This window comes from Paenibacillus crassostreae, from assembly GCF_001857945.1.
In the GTDB taxonomy this organism is placed as follows: domain Bacteria; phylum Bacillota; class Bacilli; order Paenibacillales; family Paenibacillaceae; genus Paenibacillus_AQ; species Paenibacillus_AQ crassostreae.
This window is the reverse complement of record NZ_CP017770.1, coordinates 1,896,553-1,922,427: the sequence shown is the minus strand read 5'-3', so window position 1 is coordinate 1,922,427 and position 25,875 is coordinate 1,896,553. Positions and strand designations below refer to the sequence as shown.

21 protein-coding genes and 1 pseudogene are annotated in these 25,875 nt (G+C 39.7%); 18 read left to right on the top strand and 4 right to left on the bottom strand.

What is annotated here, in order from left to right; genetic code table 11:
* The first annotated feature begins 16 nt into the window (after positions 1 to 16).
* From LPB68_RS09110 to LPB68_RS09070, 9 genes are all read left to right on the top strand, one after another.
* Positions 17 to 913 (top strand): ABC transporter permease, encoded by an 897-nt coding sequence (locus LPB68_RS09110; RefSeq protein ID WP_068661433.1) that lies wholly within the window; start codon positions 17 to 19, stop codon positions 911 to 913.
* Between the two features lie 17 nt (positions 914 to 930).
* On the top strand, positions 931 to 1,809 hold the full coding sequence (locus LPB68_RS09105) for a carbohydrate ABC transporter permease (protein ID WP_068661432.1): 879 nt from the start codon (positions 931 to 933) through the stop codon (positions 1,807 to 1,809).
* Positions 1,810 to 1,883: 74 nt separating this feature from the next.
* Positions 1,884 to 3,959, top strand: a complete 2,076-nt coding sequence (locus tag LPB68_RS09100; protein ID WP_068661431.1) for a beta-galactosidase — start codon at positions 1,884 to 1,886, stop codon at positions 3,957 to 3,959.
* A 424-nt stretch (positions 3,960 to 4,383) separates the two neighbouring features.
* A complete protein-coding gene (locus LPB68_RS09095) occupies positions 4,384 to 6,348 on the top strand; it encodes an endonuclease MutS2 (RefSeq protein ID WP_068661430.1) in 1,965 nt (654 codons plus the stop codon).
* A 185-nt stretch (positions 6,349 to 6,533) separates the two neighbouring features.
* The gene (locus LPB68_RS09090; protein WP_237087916.1) at positions 6,534 to 8,279 is read left to right on the top strand and encodes a sensor histidine kinase; all 1,746 of its coding nucleotides are present in this window, start codon (positions 6,534 to 6,536) and stop codon (positions 8,277 to 8,279) included.
* Positions 8,272 to 9,705 carry a response regulator transcription factor gene (locus LPB68_RS09085; protein WP_068661429.1) on the top strand — a complete coding sequence of 478 codons (1,434 nt, stop codon included), beginning with the start codon at positions 8,272 to 8,274 and terminating at the stop codon, positions 9,703 to 9,705. The genes LPB68_RS09090 and LPB68_RS09085 overlap by 8 nt, the downstream gene beginning before the upstream one ends.
* Before the next feature lie 160 nt (positions 9,706 to 9,865).
* Positions 9,866 to 11,542: an extracellular solute-binding protein gene (locus LPB68_RS09080; protein ID WP_068661428.1), complete on the top strand. Its 1,677-nt coding sequence runs from the start codon at positions 9,866 to 9,868 to the stop codon at positions 11,540 to 11,542.
* 69 nt (positions 11,543 to 11,611) lie between these two features.
* The gene (locus tag LPB68_RS09075; RefSeq protein WP_068661479.1) at positions 11,612 to 12,502 is read left to right on the top strand and encodes an ABC transporter permease; all 891 of its coding nucleotides are present in this window, start codon (positions 11,612 to 11,614) and stop codon (positions 12,500 to 12,502) included.
* A gap of 19 nt (positions 12,503 to 12,521) precedes the next feature.
* On the top strand, positions 12,522 to 13,406 hold the full coding sequence (locus LPB68_RS09070) for a carbohydrate ABC transporter permease (protein WP_068661427.1): 885 nt from the start codon (positions 12,522 to 12,524) through the stop codon (positions 13,404 to 13,406).
* 169 nt (positions 13,407 to 13,575) lie between these two features.
* Here LPB68_RS09070 and LPB68_RS09065 read toward each other — a convergent pair whose 3' ends face one another.
* A complete protein-coding gene (locus LPB68_RS09065) occupies positions 13,576 to 14,055 on the bottom strand; it encodes a GAF domain-containing protein (RefSeq protein WP_068661478.1) in 480 nt (159 codons plus the stop codon).
* A gap of 81 nt (positions 14,056 to 14,136) precedes the next feature.
* A complete protein-coding gene (locus LPB68_RS09060; protein ID WP_068661426.1) occupies positions 14,137 to 14,925 on the bottom strand; it encodes an alpha/beta hydrolase in 789 nt (262 codons plus the stop codon).
* A 194-nt stretch (positions 14,926 to 15,119) separates the two neighbouring features.
* Between LPB68_RS09060 and LPB68_RS09055 the strand changes: the two genes are divergently transcribed.
* The 5 genes from LPB68_RS09055 (at position 15,120) to LPB68_RS09035 (ending at position 19,208) form a co-directional block, all read left to right on the top strand.
* A complete protein-coding gene (locus tag LPB68_RS09055; RefSeq protein ID WP_068661425.1) occupies positions 15,120 to 15,860 on the top strand; it encodes a DsbA family protein in 741 nt (246 codons plus the stop codon).
* Positions 15,861 to 15,862: 2 nt separating this feature from the next.
* On the top strand, positions 15,863 to 16,330 hold the full coding sequence (locus tag LPB68_RS09050) for a disulfide oxidoreductase (RefSeq protein WP_068661424.1): 468 nt from the start codon (positions 15,863 to 15,865) through the stop codon (positions 16,328 to 16,330).
* A gap of 75 nt (positions 16,331 to 16,405) precedes the next feature.
* Positions 16,406 to 16,975: a GNAT family N-acetyltransferase gene (locus LPB68_RS09045; RefSeq protein ID WP_068661423.1), complete on the top strand. Its 570-nt coding sequence runs from the start codon at positions 16,406 to 16,408 to the stop codon at positions 16,973 to 16,975.
* A gap of 381 nt (positions 16,976 to 17,356) precedes the next feature.
* A complete protein-coding gene (locus LPB68_RS09040; RefSeq protein ID WP_237087915.1) occupies positions 17,357 to 17,680 on the top strand; it encodes a hypothetical protein in 324 nt (107 codons plus the stop codon).
* A gap of 58 nt (positions 17,681 to 17,738) precedes the next feature.
* Entirely contained in the window at positions 17,739 to 19,208 is a 1,470-nt protein-coding gene (locus LPB68_RS09035; RefSeq protein WP_068661477.1) for an MDR family MFS transporter, read from the top strand.
* An 86-nt stretch (positions 19,209 to 19,294) separates the two neighbouring features.
* Here LPB68_RS09035 and LPB68_RS09030 read toward each other — a convergent pair whose 3' ends face one another.
* Positions 19,295 to 19,762, bottom strand: a complete 468-nt coding sequence (locus LPB68_RS09030) for a MarR family winged helix-turn-helix transcriptional regulator (RefSeq protein ID WP_068661421.1) — start codon at positions 19,760 to 19,762, stop codon at positions 19,295 to 19,297.
* Between the two features lie 289 nt (positions 19,763 to 20,051).
* Between LPB68_RS09030 and LPB68_RS09025 the strand changes: the two genes are divergently transcribed.
* Complete coding sequence (locus LPB68_RS09025; RefSeq protein ID WP_068661420.1) at positions 20,052 to 20,777, top strand: ABC transporter ATP-binding protein; 726 nt, start codon at positions 20,052 to 20,054, stop codon at positions 20,775 to 20,777.
* Positions 20,774 to 22,033, top strand: coding sequence for an ABC transporter permease (locus LPB68_RS09020; RefSeq protein ID WP_068661419.1), 1,260 nt, complete (start codon positions 20,774 to 20,776; stop codon positions 22,031 to 22,033). The genes LPB68_RS09025 and LPB68_RS09020 overlap by 4 nt, the downstream gene beginning before the upstream one ends.
* A 25-nt stretch (positions 22,034 to 22,058) precedes the next feature.
* Here the strand turns inward: LPB68_RS09020 and LPB68_RS09015 are convergent, their stop codons facing one another.
* Positions 22,059 to 23,324: a BaiN/RdsA family NAD(P)/FAD-dependent oxidoreductase gene (locus tag LPB68_RS09015; protein ID WP_068661418.1), complete on the bottom strand. Its 1,266-nt coding sequence runs from the start codon at positions 23,322 to 23,324 to the stop codon at positions 22,059 to 22,061.
* A 1,188-nt stretch (positions 23,325 to 24,512) separates the two neighbouring features.
* On the opposite strand from LPB68_RS09015, the pseudogene LPB68_RS23855 reads away from it, so the two are divergent.
* A pseudogene (locus LPB68_RS23855) lies at positions 24,513 to 25,244 on the top strand (ATP-binding protein); the annotation flags it as partial.
* Between the two features lie 143 nt (positions 25,245 to 25,387).
* The gene (locus LPB68_RS09005) at positions 25,388 to 25,822 is read left to right on the top strand and encodes a BrxA/BrxB family bacilliredoxin (RefSeq protein ID WP_068661416.1); all 435 of its coding nucleotides are present in this window, start codon (positions 25,388 to 25,390) and stop codon (positions 25,820 to 25,822) included.
* Positions 25,823 to 25,875 lie beyond the last annotated feature (53 nt).

Sequence of the window (25,875 nt, the reverse complement as noted above, 5' to 3'; positions counted from 1 at the left end):
TGCAAGGAGTGAGCTTATGGGAACTTTAAAAAAGAACTGGCAATTTCATCTGATGTTGTTGCCTTCACTTCTATTCCTTATCATCTTTAACTTTATTCCAATGGGCGGCGTGGTGATGGCTTTTCAGAATTTTAAGCCGTGGCTTGGAATATCAGGGTCTGAGTGGGTGGGATTAGATAATTTTCGTTATTTATTCGAAAGACAAGATAGCATTCAAGTCATCTGGAACACACTAGTTATTGCGGTATTGAAATTAGTCTTTAATTTAAGTGTTCCTTTTGTATTCTCTTTATTACTAAATGAGCTTCGTAAAATGTTCTTCAAACGATTCGTACAAACATTAGTGTATCTTCCCCATTTCCTATCATGGGTGATCTTGGGAGGGATATTAATTGATATTCTCTCAACAGATGGAGGAATTGTTAATCGAGTGTTGGTCGGAGTGTTCGGTATAGAACCGATCTTCTTTCTTGGTAAAGGAAACTGGTTCAGATTCACTGTTATCGTATCCGATGTATGGAAGGAATTCGGATTTGGTACCGTGGTATTCTTAGCTGCCTTGGCTAATATTAATCCATCGCTCTATGAGGCAGCGGAGGTTGATGGGGCTAGTCGCTTGAAACAAACCATTCATATCACGATTCCATCAATGATTCCTATAGCAATAGTTGTAGGTACTTTAGCACTTGGGAATGTGCTAAACGCAGGATTTGATCAGATTTTTAACTTATACAATTCATTGGTCTACGAGAAAGGTGACATCATTGATACATTTGTATACCGGACAGCGATCTTAAATGGAGAGATGGGATTCGGAACTGCGATTGGCCTCTTCAAGTCCGTGATCAGTATGATCTTGATTCTAATCTCATACCGTTTAGCTTATAAATGGGCAAACTACCGAATTTTCTAGAGAAAGGAGAGGCATATATGTATCACAAAACATTATCATATCGTGTATTTAATGTTATTAACATTTGCTTCATGATCATCATTGCGTTGTTATGTATCATTCCACTTGTTCATGTATTAGCTGTATCATTTAGCTCCAAAGCAGCAGCAGACGCAAATTTAGTTGGATTATGGCCGATAGATTTTACGATTGAATCTTATAAAAAGACGATGTCTAATCCCATTTTCGTACATTCGATCTGGGTATCAATTAAAAGAACAGTCATTGGTACAGGATTAACACTATTATTAGCCTTTCTTGCAGCCTACCCACTATCTAAAGAGGATTCGGCATTCAAAGGAAGAAATATATACTCGTGGTTGTTTGTGTTTACGATGATCTTTAGTGGGGGACTCGTTCCATTCTACATCGTCATTCAGAAGATCGGACTGATGGATTCCTTCTGGGTGCTTGTACTACCAGGTGCGGTTAATGTGTATCTTACGATTCTGCTTCTTAACTTTTTCCGTGGTGTACCTAAAGAGATGGAGGAAGCGGCATTAATTGATGGTGCAGGGCATTTTCGGGTTATGTTCAGTATCTATTTACCCGTATCACTACCTGCGATTGCAACATTAGCACTATTCAGCATGGTGACACAATGGAACTCATGGTTTGATGGTCTACTGTATATTAATAATTCGAAAGATTATCCTCTGGCCACCTTTTTGCAAACGGTTATTATTCAAAGAGATATGAGTTCAATGAGTATTAATCCAAAGGAAATGGAGTTAATCTCTACGAAGACGGTGAAATCGGCACAAATTTTTATTGGTGCATTACCTATCCTAATTGTATATCCATTCTTACAGAAGTATTTCGCATCAGGTCTCGTAATGGGTTCGGTTAAGGAATAGTGGTCGACAGTTTCATGATAGATGTGATGTTGTTCTCCGTTTTAAAATATAAATTTAAGGAGTGTTGATTCTCCATGCCAGCAAAAGTATATCCACCTTTCAGTGATAAGATCCCTAGTATGTTACATGGGGCAGACTATAATCCAGATCAATGGCAACAATATCCTGACGTATTAACAGAAGATATTCGACTGATGAAGCTTGCGAAATGTAATGTGATGTCAGTTGGAATCTTTGCCTGGGCCTCCTTGGAGCCAGAAGAAGGAATATTTACGTTCGAATGGCTTGATGGGGTATTGGATCGCTTCGCGAAGAATGGAATCTATGCCTTCTTAGCGACACCGAGTGGTGCCAGACCTGCATGGATGTCGGCTGCATATCCAGAGGTGCTTCGCGTGAATCGTGAGCGTGTACGCAATATACATGGATTTCGGCATAACCATTGCTATACTTCTCCTGTGTATCGGGACAAAGTTGAGATCATGAATAGCAAACTCGCTGAACGTTATTCACAGCATCCAGCCGTCATTGGTTGGCATATCTCGAATGAATATGGTGGAGATTGTCACTGCGATTACTGTCAGGAAGCGTTTCGTGAATGGCTTAAACGTAAGTATGTGAATTTGGATGCCTTGAATCATGCGTGGTGGACAACGTTCTGGAGTCATACGTATAGTGATTGGGCGCAGGTCGAATCCCCTTCACCACGTGGTGAGATGATGGTACATGGTCAGAATCTGGATTGGAAGCGATTCGTAACGGATCAGACAGTAGACTTCTATCGTCATGAAATCAAACCATTGAAGGAGATTAATCCAGCATTACCTGCAACAACCAACTTCATGGATCTATATGAAGGATTAAACTATTGGAAATTCGCTGACGTGGTTGATGTTGTCTCCTGGGATGCTTATCCTACTTGGCATGATGCAAGTAGTGATCGTAAGCAAGCGACATGGTTCTCATTTAACCATGATATATTTCGTTCGATTAAAGGTGGTCAGCCATTCCTACTCATGGAGAGCACACCTAGCCTGACGAATTGGCAGGAAGTCAGTAAGAATAAGCGTCCTGGCATGCATCTACTATCATCCTTGCATGCGGTCGCTCATGGATCCGATTCAGTACAATACTTCCAATGGCGCAAGAGTCGAGGATCTAGCGAGAAGTTCCATGGTGCTGTTGTTGATCATGTTGGACATGAGCATACCCGTGTATTCCGCGATGTAGCAGAAGTTGGAGATGCACTAGAGAAGCTGAATGAAGTGAAGGGGAGTAGTGTACAACCAGAAGTAGCCATTATTTTTGATTGGGAGAATCGTTGGGCCATCAAAGATGCACAGGGGCCTCGTAATGTAGGAATTAAATATGAGGATACGGTGATCCAGCATTATCAGGCGTTCTGGGATTTAGGGATACCTGTTGCTATCATTGATATGGAGCAAGACCTTTCTGCTTATAAGCTGGTTATTGCACCTATGTTATATATGGTTCGACCTGGGGTAGGTGAACGAATTGAACAATTGGTACAGAGTGGTGGTACGTTCGTGGCAACCTATTGGTCTGGTATTGTCGATGAGAATGATCTATGTTTCTTAGGTGGTTTCCCCGGACCACTGCGCAAGACACTGGGGATCTGGTCAGAGGAGATCGATGGATTGCATGAACGGGATAAGAATGGATTCCGTATGGTGGAAGGGAATTCACTAGGATTATCAGGAGACTATGAGCTGAGTGAATTATGTGACCTTATTCATGTAGAAGGAGCAGAAGTACTAGCTAGTTATACTAATGATTTCTATGTAGGTAAACCAGCCTTAACTGTTAATACATTAGGAAAAGGCCAAGCGTACTATATCGCAGCACGTTCAGATGAAAGCTTCCATACCGAATTCTATCGTAAGCTTGTAACCAATCTTGGAATTTCTAAAGTGATCGATTCTTTGCTACCCACTGGTGTAACAGTTCAGATGCGCAGTGACGGTGAATCCGACTTCGTCTTTTTGTTGAATTTCAGCGGAGAGAAGCAAGAAGTCACTCTTGATGATCACTCCTATACTGATCTGTTGACGGAGGAAGCAGTTCAGGGTAACGTGCACCTACAGCAAGCTGGAGCAGTTGTATTGAAACGGCCAGCGAAAGCCTATTGACTTTAGAAGGGATCACTGGTAAATTGGTTTCATCCTAACCAAAAGGGAGAGATTTTGATGACGGGGTATGTTCTTAACTAATAAAACTCCATATGGACTGATTGTATGATAAGAAAATTTCACTCAAATGAGTGGGTTTATTTTCTTATGTTGTATAAAGGTCTGGGAATAGTTAAGAACACGCGAAGCATCAAACGGCGCCTTTGGCTGTTTATTTCTTTGTAAATATAGTATGAATGGAAGTTCCTCATGACTAGAGCATGAGGAGGCGTTCCGTTCAAACTGTACGCGATCGTGCTCTTGGAGCACGATTTTTTGCGTTTACACAGAGAAATGAATAACTGGATTTGAGGGCAAAGAATGACATTCGTCACTTCTTTGCCCTCTTTTTGTTTTTTATAAAAAAAGGAGGTTCATGTACAACATGGATAAAGTAACTTTAAGTATGTTGGAGTATGACAGAATGAAGGAAAGTATCATGGCATATGCGGTATCTTATGCAGGAAGAAAGAGAATCACAGAGCTTCAACCGATGGACCAAATGAGAGCCATTCAGCGAGCAATGGAAGAGACAGATGAGGCTAGGGCATTGCTGGAGAAAGGTGCAAGTATTCCTTTACCCTCTTTGGAGGGGGTTGATTATGTCATCTCTTTGCTGAATACAGGCTATATGTTCACGGAGCATGACTTTATGGCAGTATACACCTTTCTCAACAGTTGCAGTCAGTTGAAGAAATATATGGCGAGTAAAGGGGATATTGCACCTGTCATTAGTACGTATGCTTCTTCTCTGGATGAATTAACGAAAGTGAGAAGCGAGATTGAACGTTGTATTGAGTATGGCAGAGTGAGTGATCAAGCCAGTAAAAATCTAGAGAGGGTTCGTAAGAAAATCGTCGTAATTAAAGAGCGTATTCAGAAAAAGATAGCAACCATTCTTTCCAAGCACCAAGCAATTTTACAAGAAAACTTAGTTAGTGTTAGGAATGGACGATATGTGATTCCAGTAAAGAAGGAGTACCACAAGTTGGTTAAGGGAGTGGTGTTGGATCAATCAACTAGCGGGCAAACCGTCTATATGGAGCCAGATGAAATCTCGGATCTCCAAGTAGAGATGAATATGCTGGAGGCAGAAGAAGCAAGGGAGGAAGGGATTGTACTTCATGGACTAACACTTTTGCTCGAAGCAGATGCTACTGCCATCAAGCTGAACATTGAAATCACAGGGACGTATGATTTTATTATCGCTAAAGCTAAATATGCTCGGTCTATTGGAGGTGTCGCTGTTCAATTAAATGATCGTGGGTTAATCTCTATTCATGGAGCGAAGCATCCACTGCTTCTACAAAAGATGATTCCTCTATCTGTGGAAATGGGGCAGGGGTATCGATCATTAATTATTACAGGACCGAACACAGGTGGTAAGACGGTAGCGTTAAAAACATTAGGACTACTTACGCTTATGGTACAGTCAGGAATGCTAGTACCTGTCGAGCCAGGTAGCATGTTCGCTGTATTTTCCAATGTCATGACGGTTATTGGCGATGGTCAGAGTATCGAGCAGTCCCTAAGTACCTTCTCAGCACAAATTCAGCGGATCACTCATATGGTCAGGATTGCAGATAGGTCGACACTTTTACTGATTGATGAACTGGCAGCAGGTACTGACCCGGGAGAAGGAATGGCATTGTCGATTGCGATTCTGGAAGAATTGAACCGTAGAGGTGCCTGCATGATGGTCACAACACATTTCAACGAATTGAAGAGCTTTGCTTCCCGTACTGCTGGATTTCAGAATGCTAGAATGGAGTTCGATGTAGAGACGTTAGAGCCTTTGTACCGCTTAACCATTGGAGAGTCGGGACAAAGTTATGCCATTGAGATTGCTCAGAAACTCGGAATGGCCTCTATCATCGTGGATCGGTCACGGGATATCGTTACGAAACAACGTAGCTCGATTTCGGAAGATTGGAGGCAGCATATGTTCATCGAAGATCATGCAAACGCAAGTGATGGTGCTAATGAAGCGAATTTCGATACAACGTCAGTGACAATAGATAAGACAAATCCAGACAACCCGAAGAAACCTCCCACTCCTTCAGTAAAATTTCAAGTAGGGGATAGCGTCTATGCCAGCAATCTCGGAAGGACAGGAATTGTCTACAGACAAGAGGACGCGATGGGAATGGTGGGAGTGATGATTCAGAAGCAGAGGTTTCAAGTGAATAAGAAAAGACTGCAGCTATTTCTGGAGAAGGGAGAACTATATCCCGATGATTATGATTTAGATATTATTTTTGATTCCAAGGAGAACCGCAAGAAGAGAAAAGTCATGGGACGGAAACACATTGAAGGACTTACGATAATTCGTGAACCTGGGGAAGAGTAAAGGGAAATAATATTATTCAAGAATCAATTTCATAATCGCCTAAATAGGTTTGCGTAATTATGAAATTGATTCAATTTACTAGATTAATTTCTTTTTTTTGGTACAATACACATGAAAGTAGTTCTTAGGAGAGTTGAAAGGGAGAACAGGTGGTAATCCGATATTGTAGAAGAGGGAATGTCATCATGAAGGGATTTATGAATAGATTACGAGTGTACCTCTATGACTATCTGACTCTTAAGAGAAGAATTATTATCATTTTTTTATTTAGTTCGGTCATTCCTTTTATTACTATCGTTCTGATATCTTACTTCACCATTTACTCGATTCTCACCAACAAAATTCAAACAGGCATTCAGAATAACCTAAGACAAGTGGGGCTTTCGTTAGAGAACTCAATCAATAATTTAAACCATGTGTCCCAACAGCTTGCCTTTGGAGGTGTCGTTGGCAATAAGCTTGATGAATTAATGTCAACTACTGAGCCGTTCGCTCGATCCAAAGTGATGAGTGATCTGAAGGAAGAACTAGGTCTAATCACCTTTACTAACCCCAGCATTGGACTTACCCTCTATTATTTTCTTAATGACCATAGTTACGAACTTGAAAACTCAGGTGTTAAGGATCCTTTCTCTCCACAAGACCTACCACTACTCGCGGAATATAGTAAGATTTCCTATTATGGTCCGCATGTTAGTAACAATCGCTTCGACAATCAATTTGTATTATCTGCTATGCGAAAGGTAGATTCACCTAATCTTCAGAATGTGTATGTATATATTGAAACAGGTTTTAAATTAACGCAAAGTATTCTACATAATGATATTGGTGGCTTAACTTCACATGTGATATTGGATAATAATGGTAGAATAGCCTATAGTGATGCTACTGCTGACTTTGAGATAGATTCGTTATTTCCTCATTTTGATAAAGATCAATTATCAGGTACACAACACGGGTATTATTGGTATAGGCAGATAAGTAATCAAGGTTGGAGCGTCATTTCACTCATCTCAAAGTCTGATTATAACAAAGAAATGAATCGTTGGTTTGTTCAAATCGCCTTGTTTGCGTTACTCTTCCTTGGAATGACTCTATTTCTAGCTTGGTTATTGTGGACAATGGTATACCGTCCGCTAACGGGCTTCAATAAGGAAATAAAACTCATGGCACAGAATAATGTTCAAGTCAGCGTTATGAAGACCAAAATACCAGAGTTTGATTCTCTATTACATCAATTTCAACAAATGAAGATTCAAATATGGGACCTGTTTGCTGAGGTAGAGAACAAAGAGAAGCGCAGAGCCGATCTAGAAGTGGAGAAATTATTGTATCAGATTAATCCACATTTTCTAATGAATACACTCGACACCGTCCATTGGCTAGCAGTCATGAATGGGCAGGATGAAATTGATCGCCTGGTCTCATCGTTAAATAAATTGCTGCATTATAATCTAGGTAAATTAGGCCAATCATCTACCATTCAAGAAGAAATCGAAGCTGTGAAACAATATTTGATTCTGCAACAAATCCGGTACGATTTTCAATTCGATGTTCATATTCATGTGGATCAGGAAGTATTGGAAATCCCAATTCCAAGGTTTATACTACAACCGCTAGTTGAGAATTCTCTTTACCATGGTCTAGATGATGATGGTTACATCGAAATCGATGTTCAGATATCTGACTTTATAAACATCTTCATTCGGGATGATGGTGCAGGAATGTCAGAGGAGAAAATACAGAATATACTTCACCATCCGGAAACAGAGAATCGAAAAGTTGGTATGGGAATTGGAATGAATTATGTTAAGCGTATGATTGAGGTCTATTATGGAGGTCAGGCCGAACTTAGAGTCACAAGTATCATCGGTAAAGGAACAACGATTCACTTAAGCTTACCTATTGGAGGTGTTGTTCATCATGATTAGAGTGATTATCGTTGATGATGATAAGTTGGTTCGCAAAGGTCTCATATCTGCTATGCCTTGGCAGAACTTCGGAATGTCAGTTGTCGGAGAAGCAAGTAACGGTGAGAAAGCACTTGAATTTCTCGATGAACATGAGGTTGATCTAATGCTAACAGATCTCTCTATGCCGGTTATGTCCGGGATTGAACTGATGCGAATCGTGCGAAAGAGGTATCCCCATGTGCATGTCGTTGTATTGACGCTCCATCAGGATTTTGAATATATACAGGAAGCGATGAGACTTGGGGCCATAGATTATATTGCTAAGGTTCAGCTTGAGAAGGAGAAGTTTGAAGAGGTTCTCGGGAGGATTCATAACCGCATATTAGAACATGAACAATTAAGAATTGGTGGGCTGAGTAGACAAGATAATCATGAGGATCGGTTCATCGTTAATCAGACCTATGTATTGCTATCTATAAATCGTGTTTCTAGTGGTAACCCTACAAGCACTTGGATACCTAGATATAATGAGGGTGTAGTAGAACTAGGACACAATCTCTTTCTCTTTACCCCATCGAATAGTGTTGAAGGTGAACGCTGGCTAGAAACACTTGTGAAGGAGATAGAATCAAGATCAGAATGGGCAATTATAGATTTGAACGGAATTCTAGATTTATCAACTCAAGAAGTGTATGGCTGGATCCAAGAATATAAGGAAAATGATTTCTTCTACGATTACAATCCAACTAGGAGAATTATTGGGAAGTCTATACGAACGGTAGATCATGCACGAGAGGATCTTATAGAAGATACAATGAATCTGTTTAAGGTGAATTGGTATGCTTTGGAATGGGTATATCAAGATGCTGTTTACTACAAGATTTTAGAGGAATTAAAGACATATCACTTGCCACAGGCTAAACTTATTGGATTTCTTTACGCATTCTTAGATCATTGGAACAATCAATTTGTCAAAATCAGTCCAATTTCTGTTCAACTTCAGGATTCACTAGACTCTTGGCAACAGGTAGAAGTATGGTTTACTCAAATGCGTCATCAGATTCGTCATGCTTTGAATAAGACAGGATTCTCACCAGAGGTTATTAAATGTATTATGAATGCGGTAGTGTTCATTCATGAGGAGTTTGATCATCAGCTGACTGCCACAGACATCGCCAAAAGAGTCAACATGAGTCGAAGTTACTTTAGTCAATGTTTCAAGGAGATTGTCGGTAAAAGTTTCAATCAATATTTACGAGAAACACGTATCGAGAAAGCCAAACATTACCTGCAATACAGTAATAAAACCATTCTCTGGATCGCTGGTAATGTAGGATACGAAGATGATAAATATTTCAGTCGCTCCTTCCGCGAACATACGGGTATGCTCCCAAGTGAGTATCGTATCAAAGTGCAAGAGGGTAGAGTAGTGTCTGGAAAATAGGTAGATAAACGTTGTAATTCATATGTATAAGCGCTAACAATATGTCCAATCCAAGTCATTTTTCTATCTAATGTTGTAACCGCTTTCTATCTTAGGTTAGTTAGATCCTGTGTTACTTTAAGGATGCAAGTAAATACCAAGGATGAAAGAAGGGGCGAATATGAAGAGTATGAGAAAAGGCATTACCTTGACATTGATAACGGTGTTGCTGATCCTAACAGCATGTGGAAATGGCAATACTGCTAGTAAGACAGATAATGTTACTCAAGACCCAAACGACCCGTTCGGTAAGTACAGTGATATCATCACAATTAACATTGGTAAAGAAGTGGATTCAGCGGATAAAAGCTTACCTTCTGGAGATACACCAGAGAACAATACCTATACAAGATATGTAAAAGAGAAATTGAATATAGAAACAAAGATTATTTGGCAAGCTGGAGTTGGGAAGGATTACACGCAAAAAGTTAACCTGTCTATTGCTAGTGATGATCTTCCAGATGCACTTGTTGTGACGGATACACAACTTAGACAGATGGTGAAAAGTAATCAACTGGCTGACCTGACTGAGGCATATGAGCAATACGCTTCGCCTACACTCAAATCCATTATTGAGACAACTGAGGGACTCGCTATGAAGTCCGTGACATTTGACGGTAAAATGTATGCATTGCCTAACGTAACAGCGGAATCCGATATGCAGCATATCATGTGGATTCGTAAGGATTGGTTAGAGAAATTGAATCTTGAGGTACCAAGAAACATAGAAGATTTAGAGAAAGTTGCAAAAGCATTTGTTGAACAAGATCCTGATGGGAACGGGAAAGCGGATACCATCGGTATCACCGGTCCACAATCAGGTGGGCTGCTAAATGCAGATTTTATTAATCCTAACAACAACAACTATGGTTTTGACCCAGTCTTCGGTGCGTATCATTCCTATCCAGGATTTTGGTTAGAAGGTGCTGATGGGAAGCCAACATATGGTTCGATTGAACCGGAAACGAAAGAAGCGCTTGCCAAACTACGTGACTTGTATGCTAAGGGACTAATTGATCAAGAGATGAGCATTCGTAAGGATGCGCAAGAATTAATTAAGAATGGAACCTCAGGTATTTATTTCGGTCTTTGGTGGGCAGGAGGATATGGACCCTTAGCGGATGCCATTAAGAACAATCCAGAAGCAAATTGGCAGGCTTATTCCCTCTTAGATAGTAATGGAGAATTCACACCACATATGGGTACACCTTCGAATCAATATCTCGTTGTTCGCAAGGACTATAAGTATCCAGAAGCAGCTATTAAGATGGAGAATCTCCTATTAAGAGATGAATCTACATTTGATGTGAATGTAGGTATTGGTAATTATCCACTACGGATCGTATTTGCCCCAATGGATGAAATGTATGTTACCTACAATATGATGAAGGAAGTTATGGCGGGAACCAAGACAGCAGAGGAGTTGGATATTCCCGGTTATAAATTATTGAAGGCAGACGCTGAGAATATTAAGAAAGTTAAACTTGAGCCATATGACAATATGGATATCCAATATTGGGACCCTAATGCGGATAATGGTGCCTGGAAGCGAATGTACTCTACCATGGTTGGTATTGCACCACTTATGGAGCCATACAAGAAAACGTACAGTTTAACGTATTCACAAACGAAGACGATGGAGAGTAAATGGGCTACGCTCGACAAGATGGAGAAAGAAACATTCCTTAAGATCATTATGGGAGCAGCACCCCTTGATACATTCGATACGTTCGTAGAGGATTGGAAGAAGCAGGGTGGAGATGAAATTCTGGCAGAAGTAGCAGAATTGGCGAAGTAATAAGTTGTAGGCACCAGGCAACCTCTGGTGCCTTTCTATCAACATGAGGAGAAAGGAAGTGTGATATCCATGGTAAACAAGGGATTTGCCAAACATTATTATCTCATGCTTCTTCCCGGCTTCATCTGGTTAATTTTGTTCAGTATCGTGCCCATGTTTGGAATTGTTATGGCTTTTCAAGACTATAATCCCGGTCTCGGCATTCTCCATTCAGAGTGGGTTGGCTTAGAAAATTTCAAATATATGTTCTCACTTAACGATAGCGGTACGATTCTGTTTAACACAGTCTTTATAGCTATATTAAAAATAATTGGGAATCTACTGATTCCACTAATTTTCGCCTTATTGCTAAATGAGCTTAGGATAAACTATCTAAAAAGATGGATTCAAACCATTGTCTATTTACCTCACTTTATCTCTTGGGTTATTTTATCTGGAATTTTATTAGATGTGTTTGGTTATACAGGACCGGTGAATCAGATGTTATCCGTATTTGATGTGAAGCCAATTCTATTCTTTGGCAGAGCAGATCTATTTCCAGCATTAGTCGTCGGAAGTGACGTCTGGAAGGAATTTGGATTCAATACGATTATCTATTTAGCAGCTCTAACAAGCATTAACCCTGCCTTATACGAGGCTGCAGCAATTGATGGAGCTTCACGTTTACAACGGATGAAAAATATCACGATCCCTGGAATCGTATCAGCTATTATATTGCTTTCCGTACTTAGTTTAGGAAATGTTTTGAATGCTGGATTTGAACAAATATTCAATCTATACAACCCTCTTGTCTACTCAAGTGGTGATATCATTGATACATGGGTATATCGTACAGGGCTAGTGAATTTACAATTCAGTTTAGCCACAGCAATGGGTCTACTGAAATCTGTCGTCAGCTTCTTAATGATTACAATCTCTTACTACTTGGCATCGAGATTCGCTAATTATCGTATCTTTTAATAAAAAGGAGAATACTTCTATGGTTAAAGATAACACAGCAGGTTCTAAGCTGTTCGATGTCTTTCTTATCATCTTCCTGGTGGGTATTGCTCTCTTATGTATACTTCCAATTTGGTATACTCTTGCCGTATCACTTAGTGATAATGCAGCAGCCAGCTCAGGTCGAGTTGGATTATGGCCGGTAGGATTTAACTTGAGTTCATATAAAGAAATTATGGGTGATAGCAAATTCTTTAATTCATTCTGGATTTCCATACAACGTGTGGTTCTAGGCGCCGGATTGAACTTTGTGATCATTTTATTGATGGCATATCCCCTATCCAAAGGCAATAAGGAATTGCCATTCCGCAATGTGCTCATGTGGATTCTCGTATTCACTATGCTATTTAATGGTGGATTGATCCCTTGGTATATGACGGTTAAATCACTAGGGTTAATTAATAATATATGGGCGTTAGTATTAGGAAGTAGTGTTCCTGTATTCAGTGTGATTCTCGTCATTAACTTTTTCCGTAATTTACCCAAGGAACTTGAAGAGGCAGCATTAGTAGATGGCGCAGGTCCTTGGCGGATGATGATTCAGATCTTTGTGCCTCTTGCAGGTCCTGTTATTGCTACGGTGACACTATTTAGTATCGTGTATCACTGGAATGAGTTTTTTAACGGATTAGTACTCATGTCAACTGCAGATCATTATCCGCTACAGACCTATATCCAACAGATGGTTGTTGTTATTGATGCCAATACGATGACAGCTGAACAAATTCAACGTATGAGTGAGCTATCTAACCGTACCTTGAATTCAGCTAAAATATTTATTGCTATGATCCCTGTACTAGTGGTTTACCCGTTTCTGCAACGGTTCTTCATCACGGGTATTACATTAGGATCGGTTAAGGAATGAAGTGAGGTGCCGATTCCGAAGTGGTAAAAGATATACTTCGAAATGTTAGGTCTATTTTGGCATAGTCGACTATCATTAAATTTAGATATTACAAAAGAAGCCCCATCAGTTAAGTTATGTAACTGGAGGGGCTTCTTTTCTTTCGAATGGATATAATCTATGCATTGAGCTAAATCTGAGCTGTAAGGATCTCCACAAACTGCTCTAGAAATTGTTGCTCATCGCTATCAAAGCGCTTCTTCAGGGGACTGTCGATATCGAGTACACCGTACAATTCACCATTCTTAATGATTGGAACGACAATTTCACTGTTCGAGGCTGCATCGCAAGCGATATGACCTGGGAAGTCGTGAACATCATCGACCAATAACGTGCGTCGTTCGGAAGCAGCAGTTCCACATACACCACGACTTAATGGGATTCGTATACATGCGGGTAAGCCCTGGAATGGACCAAGTACAAGTTCCTTGCCGTCAAAGAGATAGAACCCGACCCAATTAATATCCTTCATAAATAAGTTGAGCAGAGCAGAAGCATTGCTTAAGTTAGCGATAGCATTAGGCTCGTCATGAATAAGAGATTTTAATTGTTCTAATACAGCTGCGAATGAATTGCTTCGGTCTTCCTCGTAAGGAATCGCTTGAAACATCATGCTTCACCATCCTTTCAACCATTGGTTAATTATAAAAGATAGTACAGAGCTACCCTTATCGTCAAGTATAAAGTGAGTTTATGACTTATCGTAGGCAGTCCGAAGCGGGAGCCATTTCAAGACGTTTTGAATTTTGGCATCCCAATATCCCCATTCGTGCGAACCTGATTCTTCCTCATAGGTCAGATGGTGATTGGTTCGAGAGCATGCTTCTCGAAAGGCTTGATTATCATCATATAGGAAGTCTTCTGTTCCACAGCATTGATAAAGAAGAGGTTTAGGTCCGTCGGATTGATCAGACTGTTGGAGTAACCATAGAAGGTCATCATCGGTTCCATGGATATCTTGGTTGCCAAAGATCTGGTCAAAAATCAAAGGATGATCTCCACGTAACCTACCATTTGCTATATCAAGCGCACCGGACAAGCTAGCTGCAGCGGCATATTGATCTGGTCTACGTAAAGCTAGCTTCATGGCACCATAGCCACCCATGGATAACCCTGCGACAAAATTATCTTCTCTTGCATCCGAGAGGGGGAAGAAGGATCTAGCAATCTGAGGTAGTTCTTCATTAATAAAGGTCCAATAACGATTGCCGTGACTCATATCGGTATAGAAGCTAAGATGAACCTGTGGCATGACGACAGCAATTCCAATTTCCGCCACATAACGTTCTATAGAGGTACGACGTAGCCAAATGGAATCATCATCGCTTAATCCATGTAATAGATACAAGGTAGGATGTTTATCCCCGAACTTCTTATTGTTCATACCAATCTGATTTCTTGTTTGCTGTGGTAGAATGACAGTCATGGAAGTACTCAATCCGAGAACTTCAGAGAAAAAGTTACATTGAATTAATGCCATAGGTAAGGACTCCTTTTGGATATATTTAGATTAAACTAAGTGTACTATATTGTTAGGAGTTTCTAAACCGTTTGACTTGATACTGGTGAGTTACTATAATTGCTATAGTTAAGCATCTATGAGTATTCATAGGTGAGTACACATATTAAATTTCCAGCGTGAAATAGGAAGAAGGAAGGGGTTAGATCAGGTCCATGAAACCAAAGAAGAATGCCAATGCGATCGCTATGCGTAAAGCAGAAAGAGAATTGCAAAGAAAACGAGTACAAAAAATCATGTGGATCAGTGGGGCAGCGATTGTCATCATTATTATCCTAGCACTTGCCCTTAGACCAAGTTCGAATGATGAGGTTGCTTCATTTCCGTATGATCAACTACCCGTAGTGGGGAATGTCGATGCACCCGTCAAAATAGTTGAGTTTGGTGATTATAAATGTCCATCCTGTCAATATTTCAGTCAGCAGTTTAAACCGCAACTGATAAAGGATTTTGTAGATACGGGACTCGCATCTTTTCACTATATGAATTATCTTGTCATTAGTCCGGATGGGGATTCGAATACTGCGGCATTAGCAGCTCAATCAGTATACCATCAGAATAACGAAGAATTCTGGAAATACTATCATGCTCTGTATGATAACCAACAAGATGAGAGTACGGAGTGGGCTACACCTGAGTATCTTGTAGAATTAGCACGTCAAGCGAATCTCAATATTGATTATGACAAGCTAACAGAAGATATTGCCAATAAGACGTATCAGGATGAAGTGGACGAGCATATTAGGCTAGCGGGATCGAATAATGTACGTAGTACACCTACCGTATTTATTAATGGTAAGCAGTTCGATGCACCTAGTGGCATGAATTATGAAGACCTTGCAAAGGCAATCAAAGATGAAGTGGCATTACAGAATGCGGGGCAAGAGGAGAAATAACCATGAAAGTGAAAGGTTTCTTCAAGACTTACTCGCTGTACTTAGCCTGGATGGTATCGATTATTGCTACAGGTGGAAGTTTGTATTTAAGTGAAGTGCTACTCTATGAACCTTGCAAACTATGCTGGATTCAAAGGATTTTTATGTATCCTCAAGTAATACTATTGGGAATTGCTAGCTATAAAGATGATCGTAAGATCATTTCGTATGTTCTTCCCTTGAGTATTATAGGTGGTTGTGTCTCAATATTTCATTATTTGGAGCAGATGGTTCCCGCATTCTCTAAGATTGCACCGTGTTCTGTAGGAATCCCATGCAATGTGGATTATTTGAACTGGTTCGGATTTATTACAATTCCATTACTTGCACTAATTGCTTTTATTATGATCATATGCCTTATGCTAGCTGGAAGAAGCGATGGAGAAGAAGAGGATATAGAATTAAATGAGGAACAAACAATAATTAGGTAGCGTCACGGATAGGAGTGCAGGCTGGAAACAGTCGGGCACTCTTTTTCGTGAAATATGGCGTAGGAGGATTTACATATGTATGTGTGCGGTGGTGATATTCCACAGCTTGAAGGTGAACGGATTCGCCTTCGAAGAATGCGAAGTACAGACGCCTTCTCGCTATTCGAGTGTTGGTCAAGGAAAGAGGTACGCGAACATTCAGGTATACCAGAACTTGATTCCATTGAAGATGCTGCGGAAATGATTCAGTTCCTGAATAGATTGTCATTAACGGAAGATGGGTTAAGATGGGGAATTGTCAATAAGGAAACGGATCAGTGGATGGGGAGTTGTGGATATAATTTCTGGCAATTAGAAGGAGCATATCGAGGAGAGATTGGATGTGAACTATCTAATCAATATTGGGGATATGGATATATGCATGAATCGATTGATCTTCTATTACATTACGGATTCGAAGTAATGGGACTTCACCGAATTGAAGCTCTAGTTGATCCGCAGAATGAACGTGCAAACAGATTATTCACGGCTCAAAAGTTTCAGATGGAGGGATATCTAAGAGGGTACCGTCATACTGCTGAAGGGTTTCACGATGTACATATATATTCAATTCTGAATCGCGATTGGACGCAGATGGAATCCTAACTAAGTGCACCCATAAATATTGCTTGTGGAACTGATCCTCCATAATATAGAATTAGGGCAATATACCAATTGAGGTGAGAAGTGGATGTCAATCCAAATGAAGACTATAGCTTGGAACGATGTTATTTGACATTACTTTGAAATTAAAGTCGAAGAATACCTGATATTCTTTGGCTTTTTATTAAAATATAAGGATAAAAGTATAAGTTTCACTTGATACTTTTATCCTTATATTTCCGCTGAAACGGATGCCGTCTATGAAAAAGGACGGCATAGCCGTTTCTACTTGTCTCAATGGAGGTTGGTATTCGTGTTAAGAAAGTGTGTTGTCATTTTAAGTTATTTCAAGAGCTATTAGATAAAGTAGTTGTATCAAGTGGGATGAGCGATGTTGCACAACTAATCATTATCTATGGTTTATTATTATTAGGTTCGACAATACTAAATTACTTTATAGAATACCCTGAAGTTTATTTATCACATAGTATTTTAGAAAAGCTAAAGATAATGGCACTTTCTAAAGTGTCAAAAATTGATTTTAGATCGTATCAAAACATAGGCACTGGAGAAATGATAAAAGTTATTGAGAATGGTGCTGCAGCCGGAACTAATATAATATATTCATTTTATTTACGAGTACTTCATGAGTTATTGCCAACTATTATTTTTAGCTTAATCTTTATAAGTAACGAAACTGATAGATAGTAAGGTAACTAGATATACGATTAGAAAGGAAACTCGAACTGTGAATTCTTCCGAAGAAATGAAACGTAAATTTATATTGATTGGACTTTTGCTCTCAACATTCATGTCGGCGATTGAGGGGACGGTTACTGGACCCGCGGGGCCAGCTATCGTAAGTTCATTCGGGGGTATGCAACTTATGAGTTGGATATTTACCGCATATCTTCTAACGATGGCAGTAACTACTCCTATTTTTGGAAAAGTTAGTGATATATATGGTCGTAAGCCGGTATTTATTATTGGCTCAATCATATTTGCATTAGGATCATTACTTTGTGGTTTCTCGCAGAATATGGAACAATTGATTGTATTTCGAGCGATACAAGGGATTGGTGCAGGAGCTATCGTACCTGTAGCGTTTACAATCATAGGAGATATATATCCCATAGAACAACGTGCCAAAATCCAGGCACTTATTAGCTCTGTCTGGGGTATCTCTTCGTTAATAGGGCCATTAATTGGAGGTTATCTTGTAGATTATTGGAGCTGGCGCTGGATATTTGGATTTAATGTGCCATTTGGGTTGGTATCGATTGTACTTATTGCTCGCTATCTTCCTAAACACATAGTGAGCAGAAAGGCTCGAGTAGATGTAGCGGGAGCACTTACGTTTACGGTTGGAGTATCGGCACTTTTGTTCGTAATGGCCACAGGTGGTCAGAATTTCTCATGGAATTCTCCAGTTCTCATTGGATGTATCATTATTGCCATATTGTGCATTACGCTATTTTTTATTGTGGAGAAAAGGGCTGAGGAGCCGATGCTTCCGCTTAAGCTCTTTCGAATTCGTGATATTGCGGTATCTTCAGTTGCTAATTTGCTGATTGGTGCTCTCCTAATTGGGCTTACAACATATACACCACTATGGATTCAAGGCGTTTTAGGTAAGAACGCTACATTCTCTGGTCTCGCATTAGCCCCGATGTCGGTTGGATGGGTGCTAGGTTCTGTTGCCGCTGGTCGAATGATTCTTACTGCGGGTTCAAGAAAGACGACCTTGATTGGGGTAGGAGCCATTGTCATTAGTGCCTTTGGAATGGTGATGATGACTGGAGAAACACCGGATATAGTTCTTCTAATGATCACCTTTATATATGGGATTGGCTTTGGCTATACAACGACAGTTTTCACTTTAATTGCACAATCTTCCGTAGGATATGAGCTACGTGGGTCCTCAACTGCATTGAATTCATTTATTCGGACTTTGGGACAGACGATTGGTGTAGCTGCTTTTGGTTCATGGATCAATTTAAGAATGGCAGCTTTATTAAACAATACAGCTGGGGCTGAGAATATATCTCCAGAAGATATTAACAAGCTCCTCACACCAGAGGAAAGTAACCATTTCTCAGAACCTGTATGGCATATGATGCATGATGTACTAGAAGGAAGCTTGCATTCATTATTTATCGTGATGGCTGTGATTGCTATTATGAGTATGTTGGTAGTGACTAGATTTAGAAAAACGAAGCTTTACTCTGACCAATAATTATCACAAAAACGGCTGTACCCTCCTTATGTAAGGTGAGTACAGCCGTTTTTTCTTGTTGAGATATGGAAATTATAGCTTCATATTTACTTTCTTCCAGAAGGAGATAAGCGTTCAGCTTGAAGTCCCATTTTTTTAAGGAGAGATATCATTTGGCATTTCTCTTCAGCATTCAGACCGCTTACTGCTCGATGAATTCTTTCAGAGTATTTGGGATATAAATCATTCATGAGATGTTCACCATCAGCTGTTAACTCTGCGAAAATAACTCGACGATCAGTAGGACATGGTTTACGTACTAAATATCCGCGTTCTTCAAGTTTATCTATAACATAGGTGACATTTCCACTTTGAAGTAGTAATTTTGAACCGATCTGTTGGATGGGCTGTGCTCCTTTATAATAAAGAACCTCCATCACAGCGAAAGCCGTTGGATTGAAACCTTCAATCTTGCTACCAGTTATAGCATGATCACTTACACTTTTGAATGATTTAGCGAATACACGATATAAATGTAGAGACATTTGAGTATCAACTTCTTCGATTTGGATCATTCTTTTCACCGCCCTTATATTCATAAATGGCTATAATTGATGATTATTTACTTATTTTACGTGATAAAAATGGGGACGAAAATGTGATTTGTCACAATGACTTTTCTTTTGATAAATAAAATTTAAAATTCTTTTTCTGAGAATCATTTTGCATTCCTAATCAATTCAGATGAGGAATTTAATCATGATGGTTACTACAATATTCCTCTATATTATGGTAAAATCCACTTTGTAAATATCCTTAGATGGTGTATTAGAGCTAGACGTTGAGAGGGGGAGAGAATAAGCTTTGAAAATCGTGTTAGAGGTTAACATTGAACAGGCGGGATACGCTGAGGGAGACCCTCGTATTTCTGATATATCTTTTCAGGTGAGAAATAGTGAATTGTTAGGGATCATTGGACCTAATGGTGCGGGTAAGAGTACAACCATCAAGACTATACTTGGACTTCTGAAGCATGTGAAGGCAGAGGTATCCATTGGAGGAGGTTCTGGTACGTATGCCTATATCCCAGAGCAACCTGTTTTTTACGAAGATTTAACGTTGTGGGAGCACTTAGATCTAGCAGGTGCAGCCTATGAAATAGATTATGATACCTTTGTTATTCATGCAGAGAAACTACTAACACGTTTTGGTATGACCGAGTCTAGAGATTTACTACCGGCAGGATTTTCAAAAGGGATGAAGCAGAAGATGATGTTGATGATTGGATTTCTGGCACGACCGGATATTTATATTATAGATGAGCCTTTTGTTGGTCTTGATCCTCATGCAACCAAGGACTTTCTTGATTTATTGGAAGAAGAGCGGCATCGAGGTGCAGGCGTATTGATGTCAACACATGTTCTAGATACGGCAGAGAAGATCTGTGATTCGTTTATAATGATTGGGAATGGGAAAGTAGTTGCGCAGGGAACATTAGATGAGATTCGTAGAATTGCAGAGCAATCAGAACAGGCATCGTTATTCGAATGTTTCGATGTTATGATCAAACGAAGGGAGAACTTAGGTTGAAGTCGTTCAATTCTTATCAAATTACTAGTCCTGGTGACCTCTTTCGACGTAGGTTGAAAGAATATCTACGAACCCAAGTTGGAGTTCTTCGTTCTATGTCAGATTGGACCGTATGGCTCTATATACTTATACCAGGCAGCTTACTAGCATTTCGATTATATTATGGTTTATGGGTGGAGGGTCTTCCAGGATGGAGTGAGAATTTGCCTACTGGATTAATACCTTCAGTTATGCTCCTCGTGATGTATAGTATGGGCGTAATCCTATTCGTGCAGGAAGCAGATGTTCTATTCATACGAATGAATCGGCGCTGGATGGCTGGATTGATAATGGGTGGAGCAATGTATAGCATGACGTTGATCTTCATCATTATGGCATTATCATTTATCATTTTATTACCTTTTCTGGTACAACGTCTGAACATAAATGCTATAGAAGCTACAAGTTATTGGATATTGTCTGTCATGATGGGTTGGACTATGGCTTGGATTCGCCATCTGGTAAGTGTGAGTTTTTCAGGATGGAGAATGAAGTTGCTGTTGATCCCATCGTTAGGGATACCCGGATTTCTGTATGTACAGGCTTCGATGATCTGGGTGCATGAACCTCAAGTCCTCTGGATCATTTCTTTGTTGTTGCTATGTATTGTTATTCTATTAATCCAGAGTAGATTAAGGATACGAGGCACTTTCATGAATGATGTTGCAGAGGATAGCAGGGGGAGAATGAAGCTAGTCAACATGGTGTTAAGCCAAGCTATAGACAAACCTCGACCGACGAGAACAAAAACCTGGCTCTTTCGGCACTCTCCTTACCTGTACCGCTCTCGTTCTTCCGAAAGACGGTTGGCAGGAGCAGCTGTTAAGGCGTTATTCCGCAATCCTAGTCATCTCTGGTTATATTTGCAATTCTCAGGCATATGCGTGCTCGCTATTATTGTTCCGCCTTTGATCATTAAATGTGTGGTGCTAGTGGCAGTGTATAGCTTATTCATCTATTGGCATTATCGTTATTGGATGAGTTTCCTCGATGATCAATGGATGACTCTACTTCCCTGGTCATCTGAAATAATCTCCAAAGCACAAGGAATAGCATTTCGGAGTATGCTTCTTCCTTTTATTGTGGTCATGTCGATTGCGTTCTCATGTTCATGGTTGGGTTTCATTTGGGGATGGTTACTAGTTGTTCCACTTGTAATCACTTTGAATTATTTGATTAGCTATATTCTTTTCTTCATGAGTTTATCCAGAGCATAATACAGTGGAATGTCAATTATAGTAGTTAATCATGACTGCCTTGTGCTGCATGCATCCCGGCTGTATAGCCAGTGGAGAAGGCTGCGGTGATGTTGTAACCTCCGGTGTATCCATGAATATCTAGAATTTCTCCGCAAAAGAACAATCCAGGCATGAGCTTGGATTCCATCGTTTTAGGGTTGATCTCTTTGAGATGTACGCCACCACCAGTAACGAATGCTTCCTCAATTGATTTCGTCCCTACAACATAGAAGCTGAATTTCTTCAATAACTTCAAGAAATCTTGCCATTGAATTTTAGGTAAATGGGCGTAGGTTGTATCACCATCAATTTCGGATTTAGATAAGAGAAGCGGGATCATACGCTCAGACAAGGTTCCTTTTAAGACATTCTTTATGGCCTTCTTGGGCTCAGCCTCAAGTCGTTCCATGAGGAGTTCACTGAGTTCCGTAGCGGAATGGTCTGGAAAAAGATCCACGCTCATCTCTACTTTATTGACGTCGAATTTTTTCTGAACTTGCCGAATAAACTGACTACAGCGAAGTGCGATTGGACCGGATACTCCGAAATGAGTGAATATAAAGTCACCTCGGTGATGAATGACTTGTTTGCCCTTAGGATTCCACACAGATAGATCCACATCACGTAGGGAGAGCCCTTGTAATTCACGGTTTTGGATCCATTTCTCATTGGAGACAATGGGAACCTCAGTAGGATATAGTTCTGTAATGGTGTGTCCAGCTGCCTCGGCCCATGGATATCCATCCCCGGTTGAACCCGTTTGGGGTACAGATTTACCACCTGTAGCGATAATGACAGAGGAAGCCTTGAACTTCTCGCCTGAGATGAGTCGTACACCTGATGTATGTCCATTCTCATATAGAACTTCAGCAACAGGACTATGTGTATTTATTTTGACTCCTAATTCCCGTACTTTATTTAGTAAGGTGTTGACGACGCTAGAAGCTTTATCCGTTACAGGAAACATTCTTCCATGGTCTTCCTCTTTCAATTCTATTCCTAAGCCCTCGAAGAAGGCCATAATATCGCGATTGTTGAAATGTCCAAAAGCACTATATAAAAAGCGCCCATTCCCTGGAATATGAGCAATAAGGTCTTCTGTTTCTTTCGCATTCGTGACATTACAGCGACCTCCTCCAGAGATCCCTAGTTTACGTCCTAATTTATTTCCTTTATCTAATAATAGGACCGAAGCGCCGTTTCCAGCTGCTGCAACACAAGCCATTAGGCCAGATGGTCCTCCTCCAATGACAATAACATCGTATATCATGACATAATCTCCCTTTACATTTTACCTTCTGTCAATATTGTTGCTGATTCTACATGGATCATAACAAATAGTGATAGCATACAACAACTTATAAAGAATATACATAATATAAAATAGAATATATTGTAATATATTGCAGGCTGTGATTTAATCGTGTTAATAATAATTACATAGTGCATAGGTATGAAAGGTGGGATAAATATTTATATTGCACTTAAGGATATCTTATTTCAGATTTTAGTATCCGTCGCATTATCATTACTTCTTACGTTAGTTATAGATAAATTTATACGCAATAAGTTGAACACAAGGGTTGTTGGTTCCTCTGGTTTTACCATGGTGATCGTAGTATCGTATGCAATCTGCATGATTGTTTGTTTTATTTTCTCCTCTACACTTTATGGAGTGGTACCTATTAATTTGGGTATTTTGTTGCTGTACTTTGCTATTTTATATGGTAGGTATAAGGCTGGAATACCTCTTATTCTTTTATATATCGCTTTATATTTTATATTTACACAGGAATCTTCTATTACTGGTTTGCTCCTTCATACGGGACTTATCATTTGTCCGCTTCTCTTCGTTATTTCTTCAGGATATTTTAATATTTCTCTAAAGGGAAAACTATGGCGAATGATACTATGCTTATTACCTGCGATCTTGTCGGCGAATATCTTTTCGATGCTTACAATAGATGATTCGAATATATATAACATGGAAGTAATCCTTATGTCTATTGGCTACCTAATTCTTACTATGTTAAGTGGTGCAATGCATGTATATCTGTCCGAAATTATGTTTGTGCAATTATTCCACATCGAACAATTAAAAACGATATCAGAGAATTATATACATGGGGAAGAGCAATTACAGCAGGTGATGGATGTGGCGCCACTGTGCATGGTTTCTTTTAATAGGAATGGTAAAGTAACTAGCATCAATGAAATGATGATGAATCTATTAAAAAAGCAGAATCCCCAACTAATTAAAGAGAATGTCCTTGGGAACTCTATAAGTTTGTTTGCTGACTTGGTGGAACAAGGTGTGATTGAGTTACAGCTTACTAAAGCACTTAATGGAAATATTTCAGAACATGAATTGAACTATAGTGATTCGAGAACATATTATACGAGGTGTTCTCCACTTACGAATACGTTTACTGGTGGAATTATAGGGGCTGTGTTGGTCATTCAAGATATTACTGAACTTGAGAGGTTACGTAGTGAGTTGGGGAATGTAGATCGGCTTAGTTTAGTGGGTCAGATGGCTGCGAGTATAACTCATGAAATTCGTAACCCAATGGCGGTGGTTCATGGCTTTATGCAATTAATGAGAGAGAAGAGTCCGGGTTCGTTGGATCATTATTACCGGATTGTTATGGAAGAACTAGATCGAGTGAATAGTATTATTAATAATTTTTTATCTCTTGCACAAAATAGAGTTTCAGAAATGGAAGATTGCCACCTGCATACTATCATAAATGAGCTCAATCCGCTATTGTCGGCAGACGCTAATCTAAGAGGACATACTATTGTATTAGACCTTGATGAGAATGTTCCTGAACTTCGACTAAATGCGAAAGAGATAAAACAACTTATTCTTAACCTAGCCCGCAATGGAATGGAAGCGATGGATGACAAAGGTCAGCTTACATTGCAGACCAAGATGAGTTTGAATAGTGTAGATTTGATAATTAAAGACTCTGGTTCTGGCATTTCTCAGAATGAGATAGATCAATTATTTGTGCCCTTTTTTACAACGAAAGAGCAAGGTACTGGGTTAGGATTAGTACTGTGTCTTAGTATTGTAGAACGCCATAAAGGCAAAATTACGGTGGATTCTAAAGTAGGTGGTGGAACTATGTTTACAGTAGGATTTCCTCGTGGCATTTCCGTGATTGAACATATTTCTGGAGCGTAAGGTCTGAAATTGATTTACTTTCATAAATTGGTGAAAGAATGTGCACGAATCCAGCTCACTTACTTGCTTTCAAACATTCACAATAGGTATAATCATACTAAATGGTTAAGATTTAATCTATTATTAAAGAGGAGTGATTAAGAATGGCAATGTCTTTTGATCGATATATGCAAGATATGATCCAACCGATGCGGGATGAATTAACAAGTCTAGGGATCAAGGAACTTAAAACTCCTGAAGAAGTAGAAGCCCAAGTACCAAATGCGAAGGGTACGACATTGATCGTAATTAATTCTGTGTGTGGTTGTGCTGCTGGCCAGTGCCGACCTGGTGTAGGTATGGCACTGGAGCATGGCATTGTTCCGGATCAACTGTATACGGTATTTGCAGGACAAGATAAAGAAGCAACAGCCAAAGCGCGGGAGTACTTTGCTCCATACGCTCCTTCTTCCCCTTCCATTGCATTAATGAAAGATGGGGAATTGGTACATTTCATTGAACGTCATCAAATAGAAGATAGATCTGCTCAAGAGATTGCTGCTGATCTGACAGATGCATTTGATCGGTTGTGTAAATAATTATTCAGAGTGAATTGTATATTAGAACCCCGAAGTTGTGGTATTCAGGCAGC

Coding starts and splice junctions, on each gene's coding strand:
- LPB68_RS09015 (WP_068661418.1), bottom strand. CDS start 23,324: ATGATATACGATGTTATTGTCATTGGAGGAGGACCATCTGGCCTAATG.
- LPB68_RS09060 (WP_068661426.1), bottom strand. CDS start 14,925: ATGGCATTAATTCAATGTAACTTTTTCTCTGAAGTTCTCGGATTGAGT.
- LPB68_RS09085 (WP_068661429.1), top strand. CDS start 8,272: ATGATTAGAGTGATTATCGTTGATGATGATAAGTTGGTTCGCAAAGGT.
- LPB68_RS09065 (WP_068661478.1), bottom strand. CDS start 14,055: ATGTTTCAAGCGATTCCTTACGAGGAAGACCGAAGCAATTCATTCGCA.
- LPB68_RS09050 (WP_068661424.1), top strand. CDS start 15,863: ATGAAAGTGAAAGGTTTCTTCAAGACTTACTCGCTGTACTTAGCCTGG.
- LPB68_RS09110 (WP_068661433.1), top strand. CDS start 17: ATGGGAACTTTAAAAAAGAACTGGCAATTTCATCTGATGTTGTTGCCT.
- LPB68_RS09055 (WP_068661425.1), top strand. CDS start 15,120: ATGAAACCAAAGAAGAATGCCAATGCGATCGCTATGCGTAAAGCAGAA.
- LPB68_RS09095 (WP_068661430.1), top strand. CDS start 4,384: ATGGATAAAGTAACTTTAAGTATGTTGGAGTATGACAGAATGAAGGAA.
- LPB68_RS09100 (WP_068661431.1), top strand. CDS start 1,884: ATGCCAGCAAAAGTATATCCACCTTTCAGTGATAAGATCCCTAGTATG.
- LPB68_RS09035 (WP_068661477.1), top strand. CDS start 17,739: ATGAAACGTAAATTTATATTGATTGGACTTTTGCTCTCAACATTCATG.
- LPB68_RS09005 (WP_068661416.1), top strand. CDS start 25,388: ATGGCAATGTCTTTTGATCGATATATGCAAGATATGATCCAACCGATG.
- LPB68_RS09070 (WP_068661427.1), top strand. CDS start 12,522: ATGGTTAAAGATAACACAGCAGGTTCTAAGCTGTTCGATGTCTTTCTT.
- LPB68_RS09040 (WP_237087915.1), top strand. CDS start 17,357: ATGAGCGATGTTGCACAACTAATCATTATCTATGGTTTATTATTATTA.
- LPB68_RS09030 (WP_068661421.1), bottom strand. CDS start 19,762: ATGATCCAAATCGAAGAAGTTGATACTCAAATGTCTCTACATTTATAT.
- LPB68_RS09080 (WP_068661428.1), top strand. CDS start 9,866: ATGAAGAGTATGAGAAAAGGCATTACCTTGACATTGATAACGGTGTTG.
- LPB68_RS09105 (WP_068661432.1), top strand. CDS start 931: ATGTATCACAAAACATTATCATATCGTGTATTTAATGTTATTAACATT.
- LPB68_RS09045 (WP_068661423.1), top strand. CDS start 16,406: ATGTATGTGTGCGGTGGTGATATTCCACAGCTTGAAGGTGAACGGATT.
- LPB68_RS09090 (WP_237087916.1), top strand. CDS start 6,534: ATGAAGGGATTTATGAATAGATTACGAGTGTACCTCTATGACTATCTG.
- LPB68_RS09075 (WP_068661479.1), top strand. CDS start 11,612: ATGGTAAACAAGGGATTTGCCAAACATTATTATCTCATGCTTCTTCCC.